The following is a 13,878-nucleotide window of genomic DNA, read 5'->3' on the forward strand; positions in this document are numbered from 1 at the left end:
CATACGGCTGATAGGCAAGCTCCAGACGTACACCAGCAGGCATGCGGGCCTGCAGCCGTTCAGCTCCACGAGAACCTGGAAGGCATTCAAAGCCTTGTGTCCAAGACTTCGTGAACTGCGTCACGAATCATCTCCCCCGAAAGATCAAATCCCTTTCAAATCAAAGACTTGCGCCTGTGCCATTCGGTGGCACAGGCGTTGCAAAGCATCTGCTCGAACAGGCCACCGGCCCTTGTCTGATCGAGAGGATGCTCCCCATGTTTCCAACCATCGATGCCGACGTCCAGCCCCAGGCCGTGCGCCTGACCATGCACGACCTGGACCAGTTGATTCGAACCCATACCGCCCGCCTCACGAGCTTTCTCAGGCGTCGAGTGGGCAACCCCCAGGATGTGGAAGACCTGGTGCAGGACACGCTGCTCGAAGCCGTTCGATGCCTGGACCAGTTCCAGGGCCAATCCCGCCCGGAGACCTGGCTCTTTGGCATTGCGCTGAACCTCACCCGCAATTACTACAAGCGGGCCCGCCTGCGCGATATTTACGTGGATGTCGACACCGAAGAAATGCCGTCTGACGCTGGCGACAATCCGCTGGAGATTTCTGACCAGCGCCAGCGTCTGTCGCGCCTGGCGCGCGTGCTGCCGGAGCTGCCGGAAGAAAGCCGTCAATTGCTGCATTTCGTGGTGGTGGACGATCTCAGCTATGAAGAGGTGGCGCAGCAGTTGAGCATTCCCATTGGGACCGTGCGGTCGCGCATCTCGAGGGCGCGGTCGCATCTGAAGCGCCGGATCGAAACGGAGCCTTCACTGGCCGTGTCACCCTGCCCACCGACCACACGCGGCGAGACCCATCCTGATCCCCGGCGAGACGCTCGGCGGGAAGCCCGACGCGATTGCGGTCGCCAGATGGTTGCCACCAACTGAAAGAAAGTCCCCAACCCGGACCGCGAGGAGCACGCGGCCGGGTCTGAATGCCAAAGCCGCCATCAGGCGGCTTTTGTCATGGAGGCGGGGACGGGACCTAGACGCGGCCTTCCGTCGTCGAGCGGGCCCCGGACTGGATGGCGCCCGGCTGGTCGAGCGCGGGATGTGCGGGGTCTGTGCGTTGAGCCAGCCGCACCAGCGTCTTCATGCCTGCGATGCCGTCCGGATCCAGATGCTCCCGCAGCTGGAACTCACGAAGGCGGGATTGCAATTGCGCGTCAAACGGCTGTCGCGCACGCGGACGCACCACGCCGGATGGCAATTGGGCCAACCGATCCCGCAGCCAGGCGACACCGGGGCCGGAGGCGCCCAGCTGGAGCGGCTGCGAAAACGCAGGCGGTGAACGCCACAGCACGGTGAAGTCGCCGCGCCAGCGATCGGCCAGCTCCGTCAGCGAGACGCGTCGGTCTTCGCTGCCGATGCGCAGCAGCACCGATTCACGATCAATCGCATGCAGCAAGGCGTCTGCCCGCTTGCCGTGGCTGTCGGTCAGATGCAGCATCGTGGGCAGATTCAGCGCGCGCAGCTCCGCAAGACCGGCGCGCCCCTCCAGGCATTGAAGGCTTGCCGCGCGGACCGATGTGCAGCCGCGCCAGGGCGTGTTGGAGACTTTCCAGCGTTCCAGCAACGCGTTCCAGGTGGCAGCCATCGAGGTGGCACGTGCCAAAGCGGTCGTCGGCTCTGCGGGCCATCCGCTTGTCGCAGTGATGGTGCCAGAGCTCGCGCCAGCGATGGTGCCGGCGTTTAATGCACCCGCAGCGCCAGCCCCTCCTGCGCCGCCATCGTCCAGACGCGCGAGCGATCCGGGAGATGCCGTGTCGACGCCCGCAACTTTTGAATGGTCTGCCTTCGTGACCGTGGTCGCCGCCGCCGCTGCCGTCATCGCCGCCTCCGCAGGCGCAGCAGTGCTCGCAGGCGCGGAGCCGCCGGCGGTGGGCATGCCCAGACGGGCGGCTCCCGCAGGCGCTGCGCCCAGCCGCCCATCCGCCACCCGCGGCAACCCTTGCGTGGCGAGCACCTCATCCGGAGACGGGATGTCCATCCCGGAGCCATCGCGCTGCGGCGCCCAGGTCACAGCCGCCGCACAGGCCATCACCAGCGTCAGCGAGACGCCGGCCAGCGACGGGTTCCACGGCCACGGTGTCGCAGCGGGCGCCAGACCCAGGTCGTGGGCGGCGCGGGTCAGCATCCGTCGCTCCACCACGCTGCCTCCTTCGCTGGCCGCCAATTGCAGGGCCCTTTCGCACAAGGGATTGAGGCTGCGCGGCACCCCCGCCGTCCAGCCATACAGCGACCAGGCCAGGCGGCGCGGCATCAGCATCGGCGAGCCGCCCGCCACCCGCAGGGCATGGTGCACATACGGCATCACTTCGTCCCGCCCCAGCGGCGCCAGGTGATAACGCGCCACCACGCGCTGCGACAACTGCCGCAACTCGGGCCGGTCCAGCAGGTCCCGCAGCCCCGTCTGGCCGACCAGCACGATCTGCAGCAGCTTGCTGGCGTGGGTCTCCAGGTTGGTCAGCAGCCGCAGCTGTTCCAGCACATCGGGGGTCAGCCGCTGCGCGTCATCGATCATCAGCATCGCCCTGCGGCCGCGCGCGTGATGGTCGAGCAGGAATGCATTGAGCAGATCGATCAGTTGCCGCATCGGCGTCCCGTCGGCCACCCGCAAGCCGAATCCCCGGCAGACTGCCACCATCAGCGTGTGGACATCCGGTGCGGGGCGTGCGATGTGGGCCGCCTTGACCTCCGGCGGCAGCTCTTCCAGAAAGCAGCGGCAGATGCTGGTCTTGCCCGTGCCGATGTCCCCCGTGAGCAGCAGGATGCCGCCGTCGGCGCGCAGGCCATACATCAGGTGGGCCAGCGCCTCCTTGTGATGACGGCTCATGAACAGATCGTCCGGTTCCGCAGCGGACGGGAAGGGCGCCCGGCGAAACCGGAACTGTCGATCGAGGCTGGCGCCGCCACTGTGCGGAGGGGCCGACGGCAGCTCGTCGGGGCCGTGGGTCAGAGCAAAGGACATGATCACCTCGGTGCGCTGCCGCCGTCCCCAAGGCAGGCGGGGTCATGTCACGGAGCGTCGCGCTTATGTGGCGTCACGGGCCGATGCGTTCCTTGCCTACTGGATGCGCTTGAGCCGGCCCATCAACTGCTGCTCCACGTCGAGCGCCGACCAGGCGGTGCTGGCAGGCGCCTCGGGCTGGATCAACGGATCTTTGGCAAAGTCCTCCAGGCGACTCCAGCGGGCCGCAGGTGCCTCCTTGATCAGCGACTCCAGCGGCCCATGCCCCTGACATTGCAGCCACTGCGCCAGCTGCGCCAGCGTGGCGTCACTGCCAAGCCCCGGCTGAAAGCGTACGCCCGCCCCCTGCGCTGCCCTGGCCAGGCGCAGCAGTTCCGAGCGACCAGCCACCTGCCGAGCCGCCCGCGCGCGTTCCTGAGGCGACAGCGCCTCCAGGTGCTGGCCATGGTCCCCCAGCAGCAGCGTGAGCTGCGATTCGCTGCTGGCAAAGGCAAGGCTGCGCAGCAGGAATCGCGTGGCGGTGACGGGCGATGGACACAAGGTGTCCCGTGCCTGGTGGATCAGGGAGAGCCCGTCGGGATCGGAGCTGCCGGCGCCCACCATCACTTCGCGCAGCAGGTCATCCACGCGGTTCTGCTGCGCTGCCGGGGGCAGGGCGCGGAACAGCCTCATCAGCTGGACGAACCGTGCCTGCGTCACTGGCATGGATCGCAGTGCCGTGTCGAACTGGGCGCCCAGCACCAGAGAGGCCACGTGGGGTCTCAAGGCCTCGACCTCCGTCTGGGTGCGCGCCGCTGCGCCGGGCTTGCCATCCGTGTGCGATGCGCCGGTGGATGCGGACCTGGAGGCCTGGCGTGCCTGGCTCTGCGCTAGCAGGCGGGGCCCCACGGAGGACCAATGCGTCCCCAGTTCCTCGATGAGCGCGCCGGTCTTGTGCCCGCCTATCGAGACGGGCGCTTGCGCCACGCGCCAATGGCGCTTCTGGATCAACGGCGCGTGCAGCACCAGCACCCTGGCCTTCGGACCCGGCTCGGGTGGCGCCAGGCCAGGCCCTGGAAGCGCACGCACCGCGGGCATCGCGCCCACGCGTCCGGAGGACTCACTCCGCTGCAGGTCACCACTGCGGGCAGGTGCATCCGCGCCCTGGGCAGAACCGGGGCCGCCATTGCCGCCGGGCGGCAATCCTGAGACGCTCATGGGCGCGGCGCGCGGGGCGTGGGCGCGCAGGGCTCAGTTCGGCCGGCCCAGGCTGCCCCGAGCGGCATTGAGCAGCGCGCGGGTGCCTCCGGAGACGGCATGCGAAGCCACCGCGCGTGTCGGCTCTGCAGCCTTCAGGAAATAGGTGCGACGCCACTCATGCGCCTTCTCGGCGATATGGTGCAGCATGTCCGCCAGGCGCTGCGCATTCACATCGGCGGTGCGCAATTGCTGCATGCACACGACGTGGCGGGCCACGCCGGAGTAGCCGAAGCTCACCCCCGCGTCCGGCGCGCCGATGTAGTTCTGCGATAGCAGCTCCTCAAACACCGCAACCTCGCGGCCGGCCGGCACGCTGCCGAATTCCGTATACAGCACCAGCGCATCCATCGGACGCTGCCGGCTGGCGGTGATGGAACAGGTGATGCCGTCGACCTCGATGGGGGAGCCGCTGGCCACCGACGCTGCGTCCGGCAGCCCCGCCATGGCGCAGAAATCCTGAATCAAACGTTCATAGTCGGTCATGGCTTGTCTCTTGTTGATGGGTCCGGGAGATGGAGGAAGGGCGCAGCGCCTGCGCGCCTCAGAGGCTCAGCGCCGCATGCCGAAATCGTCCATCCGGCCACTGTGGGCATCGGCAGGCGGGATCGGAAAGTCACTGCGAAGGCTCAGGTCATCGACACTGGGCAGGTCCATCCAGGGCGCAAGGTAGTCGGGCTGCGTCGGAGGGTGAACGGCTTCGGCACTCTCGCTGCGCAGCCGGCCCTCCAGCTTCAGCAGCAAGGCGGCGGCATGCACGCGCACTTCATAAGACGCTGCCGCCCGGCCTGCCCGGATCTGTTCGATGTGCCGTCGCAGCAGCGGTGCCGGGGCGCCGGCGGTTTCGCGTTCAATGCGGTGCAGCAGATGATTGGTGAGTTCCATGATGACGATCGCCTTGTTGTGTCGTGGTGCTCGGTAGGTGGTCGGTGGGTGGGCGGAGTTCCCGCTGGTCTCACTCGATTGACGTCGCCGCATGAAGTGCCTATTCTGCGCTGCGAGTCGCCCGGACTGCGGAAGCGCGGGTCCTCGCCAGCAACACTGCTGAATCACATACCGGCTGCATGAGCCCTCGATTTGCGTGAACACGCATTCGGGGGCTTTTTGTTTTTGGAGTCCGACATGGCCATTCCGAATGCAATGACTGCTTCATCCCTCGTCTTCACGGTGATTCAGACATTCATTGCCGCGTGTTTTTCCTCATCCGCTTGTGTCATGTATTGCAGGTGGTTGCGAGGTGTAACTTGTAAGAGGACTGAAAGCGCATCTCCCTAGCGTGAGCCCCACATCAACAGCCGGTGCGCATAGAAAAAGAGCACCGGCTGGGAGAGGCGTCCGGGCTGTTCATCGGGCGTGATGGAGAGAACCTCGATGCCGCGACAACGAAGCGCGGTGCGGGTTCCACGATAAGGGCACCCGGCGGGCCATACCGCCGACGCACTGGGAGGTGCGCAGGGGTGACCTCGGCATTGCGTGCGTACTTTTTCGTATGCGTTTCATGCGCTGTTCCTCAATGAATCCGGCGATTCATTCTTGTTGGATTCATTCGGAACTGGATCAAAAGCGGTGCCACTAATGGCCCGCTGCGAATGACAACTTTCCAATCTGCCGGGATCGGTGATCCAAGGAGTTAGACCGTGGGGCCACACACTCAGAGGTTCTCCAGCGCGATGCTAGTCATCGTTGCCACGCAACTCTTGACGCAGGGCTGTGCGTCCCGAGCGTCAGAGCCAGCGCCACAAGCGCCAAAGGGTCATGATGCGGTGCTGATGTCCGGCACCGACCGCGCCTTTGGCGTGCTGGCCAATGACGGTCAGGCGGTGCCCCTGCGCAAGGCCCTCGAACAATTGGCGCCGATGGACTACGGTGTGCGTTGGGTGGGCGTCGATGCCACCCGCATGAACGCGCCGGTCACCTGGCAAGCAAACCAGACCTGGCCCGACGCCATCGGCGAAGCCGTCAAAGCCGTGCCGGGACTCGTGGTGCATGTGGCCACGGGCTCGCGCTTGATCCTGGTGCGCGCCGTTTCCGACGACCTGCGCCCGCTGCCGCCTACCCCGGCCACGGTGGGCAAGGTGGAGGGGCCCGCGACGCCAGCAGCGACGACCAGGAGCGCCACCGCTGCATCCCCGTCACCTGCCACCGCCCGCGTGGCGCCGACGCTCACCAGCCTGCCTGCCGCTCCTGCCGCATCGCCAGTGCCCGACCCTGGCTCTGCAGCATCCACGCCGGCGCCGACGCCCCTGAAGGAGGCCCCACGTCCGCGGCTGATGCCGGCCAAGTTTGAAGGCAGCGCGGCCCCGCGCACGTCATCTGCTGGTCCGCAATCCTCCGGCGCGTCATCCATCAACACCCCGGCCACGGGCACGCAGTCCTCCGGCATGCGGCCGACGGTCCTGGAGACGGTCTCGGTCAGCGGTCGTCGCACGGAGCCGCCCGCGGTCCAGCGCTGGTCCCTGAGCGAAGACGACCGAACCCTGCGCGTGGCCCTGGACCGCTGGGCACAGCAAGCCGGCTGGCGGCTGTTCTGGGAGATGGGCGTGGACTATCCGATCACCGCTTCCGCCAGCATCAATGGAAATTTCGAGGACGCCATCTCCATGGTGGTCCGCAGCCTGGAACAGGCGGATGTGCCGCCCAAAGCCATCTTCTATCGCGGCAATCAGGTGCTGCGTGTGATTCCGAGGGGCAAAGAATGACAGCGATCACCACACGACCCACCGTGGTCTCCCGTGCGGCAGCCGTGGCCTTGGCGGCCGCTACGCTGCTGGCCTTGCTGGCCGGCTGCACCGGTCTCACGCAGCGCGTGGACCGCGAGACCGACGAGCTGAACCGCCGCGCCAGCAGCCATGCCCAGGCCGTTGGCACGACGGTGGAAGGCGGGCGCTCGGATGGCGTCCAGGTCCGGGACGGCATCTGGATTGGCAAGACCAGCATCCGCATGCAGGAGGCCGAAACGCTCCCGGCCGTGTTCTCCTCCCCCGTCACCTTCAACCGCCGGGTCCGCTCGCTCTCGGAGTTCGCGGAACGCGTGGCGGTGCTGGCCGGAGTGCCCACGCGGGTCACGCCCGACGCACTGGAGGTTTCCCTGGGCGGCGGACGCGCAGCGCCCCGCGCCGGTGCCGCCCCGATGGCCAGCACCTCGGGTGCCGCCATCCCCCCGCCGAGCAGCCTGCAGCAGTCGCTTCCCGGGGCCGGTACGGGCGCCATGCTGCCGATGGGGGACGGCCTCGGGGCTTACCTGGTCTACCGCAATGGCGACCTCAAGGGCCTGCTCGACCTGGCCGCCACGCGCTTTGGCGTGTCGTGGAAATACACGCAGGGCCTCATTGAATTCCTGCATGTGGACACGCGCACCTTCCAGGTGAATGCGGTGCCGGGCGACTCGGCACTCAGCGCCAACGTCGGCAACACCTCGACCACGGGCGGGGAGGGCGGCAATGGTGGCAGCGGGGGGCTGACATCCACCAGCGCGGGCGGTGGCACCGGTGGCGGCGGAAGCACCACCAGCAATGCCCAGAACACGGCGGTGCGCTCGCAGCTCTCGGTGTTCTCCAGCCTGGAGAAATCCGTCGCGGCGATGCTGTCCCCGCACGGCACCGTGGTGAGCTCCACCGCCACCGGCACGCTCACAGTGACGGATACGCCGGCCATCCTGGCACGCGTCGAGAAGTTCCTGGAACGCGAGAACCGCACTCTGTCCAAGCAGGTCATGATCAACGTGACGGTGCTGGCGGTGTCGCTGTCGGACGAAGACAACTACGGCCTGAACTGGAACCTGGTCTACAGCGATCTGTTCCGTCGCTACGGCGTGCGCAGTGCCTTCGGTGCCGGACAGTCCAGCACCGAATTTGCTGCCAGCATCCTGGACACCTCGGGCAGCCGCTTTGCGGGCTCCTCGCTGATGATCAACGCGCTCTCCACCCAGGGCAAGGTCCGCAAGGAGACCTCGGCCTCGGTGGCCACGCTCAACCACCAGCCCGTGCCTGTGCAGGTGGCGCGGCAGACGGCCTATCTCAAGTCGTCGCAGACCACCATCACCGCCAATGTCGGCTCCACCACCAGCCTCACCCCGGGCGTGGTGACCTCCGGCTTCACCATGACCGTGCTGCCCAACCTGCTGGACAACGGCACCGTGATGCTGCAGTTCTCCACGGACATTTCCACGCTGCGGCGCCTGAACCTGATCAGCAGCACGGGCAACGGCAACGGCACCCAGATCCAGACGCCGGAGGTGGACACCCGCAACTTCCTGCAGCGGGTGGCGATGAAGTCCGGCCAGACGCTGGTGGTCAGCGGCTTCGAGCAGATGGAAGGCAATGTCGACCGGCAAGGCACCGTCGTGCCCTCCAACGTGCTCTTCGGCGGTGGTGTCGCGACCCGGTCCAACAAGGAGGTCATCGTGATCCTGATCACCCCGATCACGATGCCCGGCGCCTGAGCGAGGTTCCCAATGGCTGTTGTCGTCACCGAAATCCGCAAGCGCCGCTACGTCTGCGGCCTGCTGTGGCAGTCGCTGTCCAATCCACGCGAGTTGCGGGGTGAGGCGGTCGAGCTGGCGCGCAAGATGAACGTCGACCTGATGGTGTTGCGCAAGGACCTGGGCATTGCGCAGGCCGGTTACGCCAGTTCCCGCGAGGGGGCGCAGCCCGGCATGCTGTCGCTGGGGGCGGTGGTGGCCAGCGTCATGTCGGTGCGCGGCCTCAAGGACAACGGTCGCCGCCAACCGGCCAACAGCTGGCTGGCCGCGCTTCGCCTGGATGAGGAGCGCTGGGCGTATTTCGCCGTGCGCGATGACAGCTTCCTGCCGTCCGGCGACTACGCCGGTTCCCGCGCCGAGGTGCTGGACCGCCTCTATGCCGACTACGGCCTGGGGGGCTGGAATGCGGTGATCGGCGATGCGGACCTGGAGGATCAGGGCTTCCACAATTTTGAAGCGGTCACGCTGGACGATTTTCTGCCGCGCTCCAAGGGCCAGCGGCTGTGGCTGTCCCAGGCGTGGGAGCTCAAGCCGGTGGAGCGCTCACGCCGCCGGATGGTGGTCGCCGCGGGTGCGGTGGCCGCAGGTGCCGCCGTGATCGGCCTGGTGCACTGGCAGCGCCAGCAGGCCGCCGAGCAGCAACTGGCGGCTGAGCGCAGCCGCATCGCCCAGCAGCGGCAGGCGCAGGCGGTGGCCGAGGCCAACCAGAAGCCCGAGCCGCCCTGGCTGCGCCAGCCCGTGCCGCGGGAGCTGGTGCGGGCCTGCGCCGGGCAGCTCGACCTGATGTCTCCCGGCGGCTGGCGGCTGGAGGAATACACCTGCTCGGCCACCCAGGCCACCCATGTCTGGGCGCGGGGGGATTCAAGCGTTGGTTACCTGCTGGAGCAGCAGCCGCAGGCGTCGGTCGAGCTCAGCGGCGAGCGGGCCAGCCTGGTGCAGCCGCTGCCGTCCTCCGGCGGCTGGAATGAGGAACTGCTGGCATCGCGGCAATTGCTGCAACCGCTGATCTCGCGCTTTCAGCAACTGGGGCTGCGCATCGCGCTCAAACCCGTGGCCGTCCCGGCCGCGGCGCCGTCCACACTGGCGGGCCTGCGTCAGAAGGCCCCGCAGCTCCCGGACTGGAAGGCCTACAGCTTCACGCTGCAGGCCGGTGGTGTTCCCCTCACCGACATCGCGTCGGTGCTCAGCCAGCCGGGTATCCGGCTGGACCGGCTGGCGTATCGCCAGGGCGATTGGTTCCTGGAAGGAGTGGCCTATGCGAAATGATCAACACCCCCGAATTGGCGGTTTCTGGCTGCTGGCGGCCGCTGTCGCCCTGGCCTGCTGGGCCGCGCCGTCGGCGCAGGCCGGCACCACGGCCGAAGAACTGGCCCAGATCGAGGCCGAACACGTGGTGCTGAAGGCTCGATTGCGCCTGGCGGAGACCCGGGCGCTGATTGCCGCCCGCCAGGCGGAGATCGACCGGCAGGCGCCGTTCACCCCCAACGGCCTGCCCACCGTGCTGGGCATTGACGGCATGGGCTCCCGCATGAGCGCCACATTGGCCATGGACAACGGCTATGTGACCGAGGTGGCCGTCGGGGATCCGCTGCCCGGCGGCGCCCGCGTGGTGGCGATTGCCGCGCAGGGCGTGACGGTGCAGACCAGCGACCGCAAGCGGGTACGGCTGCGCACCGGTGGGGAGCCCGCCAGCGAGATGGCACGTGTGATGCCGGCGCCGATGAGCGCGCTGCCGGCCCAGCGCGTGGCGCCTGCTGCCGTGCCGCCCGCGGGCGTGCTGTCCATGTCGCCCGTGGGGACCTCGGCGCCAGCAGTCTCCGGCAGCGCAGCCGCCGCCGCACCGACCACCCTGGCCGCCTTGCCCGCGCCGCGCGCGCCGGGCGCCTCGGGTGTGACGCGATGAATGCCCGGGTGCCCTTGCAGGCCGTGGGGCGGGAGGTCCCGCGACCCGATACCACGATCGTGACCGTGCTCAGCGTCTCCGGGCGTCTGGCGGCCAGCGACGAAGAGCGCAAGTTTGTCTGCCTGCTGTCGGATGGGCAACTGCTGGTGGCCCAGGGCCAGGCGATGAATCCCTTCGTGCTTTCCTACCGTGCACGGCTGGACCACCTGCGCCACAAATGCCGCGTGGTGCCCGTGCCCATCGAAAGCATCGGCCGCCACTACCAGTCGGCGCACCGCGCGCAGGGAGACACCGACCACACCAAGATGCAGCATGGCGCCAAGGAGCTGCTGGCGGCGGCCTGCGCGGCGCAGGCGTCGGACATCCACATCCGCGTCAAGCAGCTCGGGACCGAGGTCTACTTCCGCATCCACAACGACCTGGAGCGCATCGGCGGCTACACGCGGGAATACGGGGAGCGGCTGCTGGCCACCCTGTATGGCGCGATGACCAGCGTCTCGGACAACGCCTACAAACCGACCGAGCGTCAGGACGCCAGCATCGCCGACCGCGACAAGCTGCCCGAGCAACTGATCGGCGTGCGCATTGCCACCACGCCCACCAGCGAAGGCTCGCTGATGGTCATGCGCCTGCTCTACAACGATGCGGGTGAAACGCTGGACCTGCTTCGTCTGGGCTTTTCCCCTGCGCAGGAGGCCAGCCTGCAGGCCTTGAAGGAGAACCCCACCGGCATGAACCTGATCAGTGGTCCGGCCGGCTCAGGCAAGTCCACGACGCTGCAGCGCGTGCTGCTGGGGCAATTGGCCCAGAACGACGGCGGCCTGCATGTGATCACGGTGGAAGACCCGGTGGAGTACCCGATTGCCGGTGCGGTGCAGACGCCGGTGACCAACGCATCGTCGGAGGACGAGCGCGCGCGCCTGTTCTCCCTGGCCATCGTCAACGCCATGCGCCTGGACCCGGACACCATCATGGTCGGCGAGATCCGGGACCGGGCGTCGGCCCAGAGTGCCCTGCGGGCGGCCATGACCGGCCATCAGGTCTGGAGTACGGTGCATGCCAACAATGCCATCGGCATCGTGGACCGGCTGGAAGACATGGGGCTGCCGCTGCGCATGGTGGCGGACCCGTCCATCATCACCGGCCTGATCAGCCAGCGGCTGGTGAAGCTGCTGTGCCCGCACTGCCGCCAGCCGCTGCTGGGAGAGGCGGGCCGCCAGCGGGTGGCGCCGGCGCTGATGGCGCGTCTGCGTGCGGCGCTCGGGGACCAGCTGGAGCGCGCCTGTGTCGCTGGCGACGGCTGCCTGCACTGCAATGGCCGGGGCACGGTGGGGCGCACCGTCCTGGCTGAGGTCATCACGCCGGACGAGCACTTCTGCGCGCTCCTGCGCGCGGGCGACAAACCGGGCGCCATCCGCTACTGGCTGGGCGAGATGGGCGGCATCACCATGACCGAACATGCCCTGGCCAAGGTGCGTGACGGCCTGGTCGATCCGTTGATGGCTGAGCGTGCGGTCGGCTGGCTGCAGGTGCAGCCACGGCTGCGGAGGACCCACCATGCGGTTTGACTTCAACCGGACCTGGGCGCGCATGGTCTTCACCGCCCCGGTGCGCATGCGTGTCTACCGGCAGATTGCCACCATGCTGGCCAACGGCCTGCCGCTGCTGCGGGTGCTGGATGACCTGTACCAGCGGGCCTCGGCGCGCGGACGCAAGCCGTCCGAACCGCTGGCCATTGCGCTGTTCGAATGGAAGCGCTCGGTGCAGAACGGCCACACGCTGGCCGAAGGCATGCGGGACTGGGCCCCGCGCGCGGAGCAACTGCTGGTGCAGGCCGGGGAGCAGTCCGGCCGTCTGGAGGCCAGCCTGCTGGCGGTGAGCGAGGTGGTGCAGGCCACGCGCAAGATCCGCGGCGCCATCCTCGGTGGGGCTGCGTATCCGCTGCTGGTGTTCATCTTCATCATCGGCTATGTGTACCTGTTCGGCACTCGCGTCGTCCCTGAGTTCGGCCGTCTGAGCGACCCTGCGCGCTGGCATGGCCCGGCCCGCGGCCTGCATCTGATGTCGCTGTGGGTGCAGCAGTGGATGCCGATGGCGGTGCTGAGCCTGATCGCGCTGCTGGCACTGCTGGTGTGGGCGCTGCCGCGCTGGCGCGGTCATGCCCGGCTGGTGGCGGACCGGCTGCCGCCGTTCTCCATCTACCGCATGCTCAGCGGCAGCAGCTTCCTGCTGGCCTTCAGCGCCTTGCTGTCGGCCGGCATTACGGTGGAGAAGTCGCTCTACCGCCTGTGTGAATCGGCCGGGCCGTGGCTGCGCGAGCGGCTGGAGGGCGCGCTGCTGGGCGTGAAGTCCGGCCTGAACTGCGGGCAGGCCCTGCGCCATGCGGGGTATGGCTTTCCGTCACCGGACATCGTGGACGACCTGTGCATCTATTCCGAATACCGCGGCTTTCCCGAGGTACTGCAGCGGCTGGCCAACGAGTGGATGGAGGAGGGCGTGGCCCGCATCTCCATGCAGATGAAGGTGGTCAACGGCGCCGCGATTTCGGTGCTGACGCTGCTGATTGCCTGGTTGGCCATCGGCATGTTCAGCATCCAGGAGCAGGTCGCGTCCACGGCCCGGCTCGCGCATTGATTGGTGTCAGGTCCCAAAGGCCATTCAGCGTTCCCATCCATCCCCAGGAGAACTCCATGAAACAACCCAAGCTCTTGACCCCCCAGTCCTCCCGTCGCTCGCGGGTGCCGACGGCCCGGCGGCAGGCCGGTGCGTCGCTGCTGGAAGCCATTGCCTTCCTCGGCGTGGCGGCCACCATCGTCGTGGGGGCGGTGGCGCTGCTGTCCAACGCGTTCAGCGGGGCGCGCTCCAACCGGTCGCAGGAAGAAGTGGCTGCCATCAGCACCGGGGTGAAGCGTCTGTTCATGGCGCAGGCCGGGGCCTACGGCAATGGCAGCCTGAACGAGGTGCTGGTGCAGGCCAAGGTCTTCCCGTCCACGCTGGCGGTGGAGGGCAACTCGGTCTTCAATGCCTGGAACGGGGCCGTCACCGTCAACGGCAGCGCCGCCACGTTTGACATCAGCTATGCCAATGTGCCGCAGCAGGTCTGCGTGGACCTGGTGGCCACCTCCGGGCAGTGGATCAGCGTGGCGGTGAATGGCAGCGGTGCGATGACGCCGCCCATCACGCCGGTGCAGGCAGCCGCCCAGTGCACCCAGGCCAATGCCAACACCGTGGTCTGGACCACCAGCTAAACCCG

At 67.8% G+C, this 13,878-nt stretch carries 12 protein-coding genes; 8 read left to right on the forward strand and 4 right to left on the reverse strand.

Annotation, left to right across the window (positions count from 1 at the left end; genetic code table 11):
* The first annotated feature begins 257 nt into the window (after nucleotides 1-257).
* The gene (locus OU995_RS07550; RefSeq protein WP_267834911.1) at nucleotides 258-923 is read left to right on the forward strand and encodes an RNA polymerase sigma factor; all 666 of its coding nucleotides are present in this window, start codon (nucleotides 258-260) and stop codon (nucleotides 921-923) included.
* A 97-nt stretch (nucleotides 924-1,020) separates the two neighbouring features.
* Here the strand turns inward: OU995_RS07550 and OU995_RS07555 are convergent, their stop codons facing one another.
* The 4 genes from OU995_RS07555 to OU995_RS07570 all read right to left on the reverse strand — a co-directional run bounded on the left by OU995_RS07555 (nucleotide 1,021) and on the right by OU995_RS07570 (nucleotide 5,127).
* The gene (locus OU995_RS07555) at nucleotides 1,021-3,006 is read right to left on the reverse strand and encodes an ExeA family protein (RefSeq protein ID WP_267834912.1); all 1,986 of its coding nucleotides are present in this window, start codon (nucleotides 3,004-3,006) and stop codon (nucleotides 1,021-1,023) included.
* 96 nt (nucleotides 3,007-3,102) lie between these two features.
* Nucleotides 3,103-4,203 carry a hypothetical protein gene (locus OU995_RS07560; RefSeq protein ID WP_267834913.1) on the reverse strand — a complete coding sequence of 367 codons (1,101 nt, stop codon included), beginning with the start codon at nucleotides 4,201-4,203 and terminating at the stop codon, nucleotides 3,103-3,105.
* Between the two features lie 33 nt (nucleotides 4,204-4,236).
* Nucleotides 4,237-4,728 (reverse strand): CesT family type III secretion system chaperone, encoded by a 492-nt coding sequence (locus OU995_RS07565; protein WP_267834914.1) that lies wholly within the window; start codon nucleotides 4,726-4,728, stop codon nucleotides 4,237-4,239.
* Nucleotides 4,729-4,794: 66 nt separating this feature from the next.
* Complete coding sequence (locus OU995_RS07570) at nucleotides 4,795-5,127, reverse strand: hypothetical protein (protein WP_267834915.1); 333 nt, start codon at nucleotides 5,125-5,127, stop codon at nucleotides 4,795-4,797.
* Between the two features lie 884 nt (nucleotides 5,128-6,011).
* On the opposite strand from OU995_RS07570, the gene OU995_RS07575 reads away from it, so the two are divergent.
* Genes OU995_RS07575 through OU995_RS07605 form a run of 7 tightly spaced genes read left to right on the forward strand, consistent with a single transcriptional unit; the run spans nucleotide 6,012 to nucleotide 13,873 of the window.
* A complete protein-coding gene (locus OU995_RS07575; RefSeq protein ID WP_267834916.1) occupies nucleotides 6,012-6,941 on the forward strand; it encodes a toxin co-regulated pilus biosynthesis Q family protein in 930 nt (309 codons plus the stop codon).
* Nucleotides 6,938-8,683, forward strand: coding sequence for a PilN family type IVB pilus formation outer membrane protein (locus OU995_RS07580; RefSeq protein WP_267834917.1), 1,746 nt, complete (start codon nucleotides 6,938-6,940; stop codon nucleotides 8,681-8,683). Before OU995_RS07575 ends, OU995_RS07580 begins: the two co-directional genes overlap by 4 nt.
* A gap of 12 nt (nucleotides 8,684-8,695) precedes the next feature.
* A complete protein-coding gene (gene pilO2 / locus OU995_RS07585) occupies nucleotides 8,696-9,988 on the forward strand; it encodes a type 4b pilus protein PilO2 (protein ID WP_267834918.1) in 1,293 nt (430 codons plus the stop codon).
* A complete protein-coding gene (gene pilP / locus OU995_RS07590; RefSeq protein ID WP_267834919.1) occupies nucleotides 9,978-10,625 on the forward strand; it encodes a type IV pilus biogenesis protein PilP in 648 nt (215 codons plus the stop codon). The genes pilO2 and pilP overlap by 11 nt, the downstream gene beginning before the upstream one ends.
* The gene (locus tag OU995_RS07595) at nucleotides 10,622-12,193 is read left to right on the forward strand and encodes a GspE/PulE family protein (RefSeq protein WP_420714825.1); all 1,572 of its coding nucleotides are present in this window, start codon (nucleotides 10,622-10,624) and stop codon (nucleotides 12,191-12,193) included. Before pilP ends, OU995_RS07595 begins: the two co-directional genes overlap by 4 nt.
* The gene (locus OU995_RS07600; protein WP_267834921.1) at nucleotides 12,183-13,259 is read left to right on the forward strand and encodes a type II secretion system F family protein; all 1,077 of its coding nucleotides are present in this window, start codon (nucleotides 12,183-12,185) and stop codon (nucleotides 13,257-13,259) included. Before OU995_RS07595 ends, OU995_RS07600 begins: the two co-directional genes overlap by 11 nt.
* Before the next feature lie 56 nt (nucleotides 13,260-13,315).
* Nucleotides 13,316-13,873: a type 4 pilus major pilin gene (locus OU995_RS07605; RefSeq protein ID WP_267834922.1), complete on the forward strand. Its 558-nt coding sequence runs from the start codon at nucleotides 13,316-13,318 to the stop codon at nucleotides 13,871-13,873.
* Nucleotides 13,874-13,878 lie beyond the last annotated feature (5 nt).

Origin of the sequence: Roseateles sp. SL47, assembly GCF_026625885.1 — a bacterium.
In the GTDB taxonomy this organism is placed as follows: Bacteria; Pseudomonadota; Gammaproteobacteria; order Burkholderiales; family Burkholderiaceae_C; genus Roseateles.